A 3,667-nucleotide genomic window follows, 5' to 3' on the forward strand; every position below is an offset into this window, starting at 1 on the left:
TGGCGGCGACGAGGAGTTCCTCGGGGCCGAGGTGGAGCGTGCGCATGTGGATGACCTTGGTGACCGTGTCGCCGTCGACCAGGGCCTTCTCGATCTTGGCGACCTCCTCGACGCCCGCGGCCTCGCCGAGCAGCAGGGACTTGGTCTCCGCCGCCAGGACGATCGCGATCAGGATGAGCAGGATGCCGATGCAGAGCGTGCCGATGCCGTCCCAGACGCCGTCACCGGTGGCCAGCGCGAGGCCGACGCCGCCGAGGGCGAGGACCAGGCCGACGAGCGCGCCGAAGTCCTCCAGGAGGACGACGGGCAGCTCGGGGGCCTTGGCGCGGCGGACGAACTCCTTCCAGGAGAGGCCGCCGCGCAGCTGGTTGGACTCCTTGATGGCGGTCCGGAAGGAGAAGCCCTCGGCGATGATCGCGAACACCAGGACCCCGACGGGCCAGTACCAGTGCTCCAGCTCGTGCGGGTGCTTGATCTTCTCGTAGCCCTCGTAGATCGCGAACATGCCGCCGACCGAGAAGAGGACGATGGAGACGAGGAAGGCGTAGATGTAGCGCTCGCGGCCGTAGCCGAACGGGTGCTGCGGGGTCGCCTCGCGCTGGGCCTTCTTGCCGCCGAGGAGCAGCAGGCCCTGGTTGCCGGAGTCGGCGAGCGAGTGGACGCTCTCGGCCAGCATCGAGGACGAGCCGCTGAAGATGAACGCGACGAACTTCGCCACCGCGATCGCGAGGTTCGCGGCGAGTGCCGCGACAATCGCCTTTGTTCCGCCTGACGCGCTCATGAGTGCGGGGTGTCCCTTCGCCTTCGTACGTACCGACCACGGTGCCGGAGCGGTGCTTTGCCCGGCCTTTGCGGTGGGTCATTGTTGCAGCACGAGAGGGCGTTGGTGCGTCAGGCCACCACAGTGGCACGGAAAACCGTGCCGACTCCGGACACTTCGGCCTTCTCTCCGGCGGGGACGAACGCGGACTCACCGGGCGCCAGGGTCAGTTCGCCGGCACGGACCGAGCCGGCCGTGCAGAGCAGGATCTGCGGGGTGGCGGCGGTGAGGTCGTGGGCGGCCGCGCCTTCGGGGAGCACGAAGCGGGAGAGGCGGAACTCGTCGATCGGGGTGTCGTAGACCTCTTCGCCGTCGGCCGACGCCTCGGGGCGCAGGACGCCGGGGTCGGTCGCCTCGAAGCGGACGATGCGCAGGAGTTCGGGCACGTCGACGTGCTTGGGGGTCAGGCCGCAGCGCAGGACGTTGTCGGAGTTGGCCATGATCTCGACGCCGAGGCCGTCGAGGTAGGCGTGCGGGACGCCGGCGCCGAGGAACAGGGCCTCGCCGGGCTGCAGTTGGACGTGGTTGAGGAGCATCGCCGCGATGACGCCCGGGTCGCCGGGGTAGTGGTGGGCGATCCCGGCGTACGGCGCGTAGGCACCGCCGAGGCGCTGGGCGGCGGCCGTGACCTCGGTGACCGTCTCGGCCATCTGCTCGGGGTCGGCGCTCAGTACGGCGGTGAGGACCTCGCGCAGGGCGGCCTCTTCGGGGTGGGCGCGCAGCAGGTCGACGTACGGCTTGAGGGAGTCGACGCCGAGGGCCTCCAGGAGGTCCGCGGTCTCGGCGGGGGCGCGGAAGCCGCACAGGCCGTCGAACGGCGTGAGGGCGCAGATCAGTTCGGGCTTGTGGTTGGCGTCCTTGTAGTTGCGGTGCGGGGCGTCGACGGGGACGCCGCGGCGCTCCTCGTCCGCGTAACCCTCCTTGGCCTGGGCGAGGTTGGGGTGCACCTGGAGGGAGAGCGGGGCGCCGGCGGCGAGGATCTTGAGGAGGAAGGGCAGGCGCGGGCCGAACGTGGCGACCGCTTCCTTGCCGAGCTCGTGCTCCGGGTCCGCGTCGATGACCTCGTTGAGCGCGCCGCGCCCGGTGCGCGAGGGCGCGCCCGGGTGGGCCCCCATCCACATCTCGGCCTGCGGCTCACCGCTCGGTGTCACGCCGAGGAGTTCGGCGATGGCGGTGGTGGAACCCCAGGCGTAGGGGCGGATGGTGTTGGTGAGGCGGTCCACGGAGGGGATCTCCCTTACTGCTGCGTACGCGAATGAACGGTGACGGCGACCTGAGCGGTCGCGGTCATGATCGGTCCCCCGAGGCGAGCGCCAGGTAAACGGCGGCGAAATCCGTGACGGCGATCAGCTCCGCCAGCGCTTCCAGGTCGTCGTCGCTCTCCGGCTCCAGCTCGCTGAGCGCGATGTCGTGGCCGTGCGCGAGTTCGCGGGCGGCGGGCGCGGCGGTGAGGCCCCCGGCGTCGGTGGGCCGGTCGCGCAGCAGTACGACGCGGGGGCGCAGGGCCGCCGGGTCGTCGACGCGGTCGCGGAAGAAGTCGTCGGTGTCGTCGCCGCCCGCCCGGGTGCCCGCGAGGAGGGCGCCGTGCGCGGGCAGGGCCTCGGGCAGCTCGGCGGCGAGGGCGGCGTGCCCGGCCAGCTCGGCGAGGGTGGCGGCGAAGCGGCGGCCCGCGGCCGCGGCGGAGCGGCCCTCGGTCCAGATCAGCGGGAGGGCCTCGGCGAGCTCGGCGGCCAGGGTCTTGGCCGGGTTGCTGTACGTCGCGATGGCCGGGCCGCAGCGCTCGGCGACGCCGTCGAGGCGATCGGCGACCTTCTCCAGGGCGTCGACGGGGGCGGCGAGCAGGCCGGTGCGGTCGAGCAGCACGAGCAGCGGGACGAGGAGGGCCCACAGGGTGCCGGGGGCGCCGGGCGCGGCCTCGTCCTCCACGCGGCGCGCCTCGTAGGACGCGGAGCGGGTGGCTTCGTCGTGCGGGCCCTCGAACGCGCCGTACGGCGAGGTGGCCATGGGGACGGCCAGGCCGTGGCTGCCCTCGACGCTCTCGGCGAGGGGGGTGCGGGCGGGGGTGACGGCGACGACCGTGCAGCCGCGGCGGTAGGCCTGGTCGGCCAGGAGCGAGAGGCCCGGTTCGGTGCCGTCGGGGGTGGCGATGAGGAGCAGGTCGACGGGGCCGACCCAGCCGGGCAGCGCCCAGCGCAGGGCTCCCCCGGCGGGGGCGACGCCGGTCGGGGCCAGCCGGAGCACGGGGCAGCCCGCGCCGGCGAGGCCGTCGAGGAGGTCGGCGACGCAGGCGGCGGCGGTGCCGGGGCCCGCGATCAGGATGGCCCGGGGGCGGCCGTCGGGCTTGAGCTCGGTGAGCCCGGCCTCGGTGGCGTGCCGGACCGCGGTGCGGACGCGGGCGCCCGCCTCCGCCGCGCCCCTCAGCAGTCCGCGCCGGTCGGCGAGAGCGAGTGCCTCGGGGGCGTCGAGCAGCGACTCGTCGAGCATGGGGGTCAGGCCTCCGATCGCCGTGCGCGGTCTCCTGCGCGGTGCTGGTGTGCGCCCTTACGCGGGGCGGCGGGCCTCGTCGACCAGGAGGACGGGGATGCCGTCGCGGACCGGGTAGGCCAGGCCGCACTCCTTGGCGTCCGCCGTGCAGACCAGCTCGGTCTCCGTCTCCTTGAGGGGGGCGTGGCAGGCCGGGCAGGCGAGGATCTCCAGGAGGCCGGCTTCGAGCGGCATGGGGTGGGTCCCTTCGAGCTGATGTGGTGGGGTCGCGCGCCGCCGCGGTGCGGGCGTCCGCGCGGGTCCGGCGCTGCGGATTCCGCGCCGCCGCCGCGCGGGATGCGGCCTGGTCAGCCTACCTCCGTG

4 protein-coding genes are annotated in these 3,667 nt (G+C 73.8%); all 4 read right to left on the reverse strand.

Annotation, left to right across the window (positions count from 1 at the left end; translation table 11 throughout):
• On the reverse strand, positions 1-781 hold a 781-nt coding region (locus tag AOK22_RS27130; protein WP_055701345.1), incomplete at its 3' end, for a cation diffusion facilitator family transporter.
• A gap of 110 nt (positions 782-891) precedes the next feature.
• Complete coding sequence (manA, locus tag AOK22_RS27135; RefSeq protein ID WP_055701346.1) at positions 892-2,043, reverse strand: mannose-6-phosphate isomerase, class I; 1,152 nt, start codon at positions 2,041-2,043, stop codon at positions 892-894.
• A 64-nt stretch (positions 2,044-2,107) separates the two neighbouring features.
• A complete protein-coding gene (locus AOK22_RS27140; protein ID WP_055701347.1) occupies positions 2,108-3,304 on the reverse strand; it encodes an SIS domain-containing protein in 1,197 nt (398 codons plus the stop codon).
• A 57-nt stretch (positions 3,305-3,361) separates the two neighbouring features.
• On the reverse strand, positions 3,362-3,538 hold the full coding sequence (locus tag AOK22_RS40125) for a Trm112 family protein (RefSeq protein WP_079036845.1): 177 nt from the start codon (positions 3,536-3,538) through the stop codon (positions 3,362-3,364).
• Positions 3,539-3,667: the final 129 nt, after the last annotated feature.

The sequence above is a fragment of the Streptomyces silaceus genome (genome assembly GCF_001419745.1).
In the GTDB taxonomy this organism is placed as follows: Bacteria; Actinomycetota; Actinomycetes; order Streptomycetales; family Streptomycetaceae; genus Streptomyces; species Streptomyces silaceus.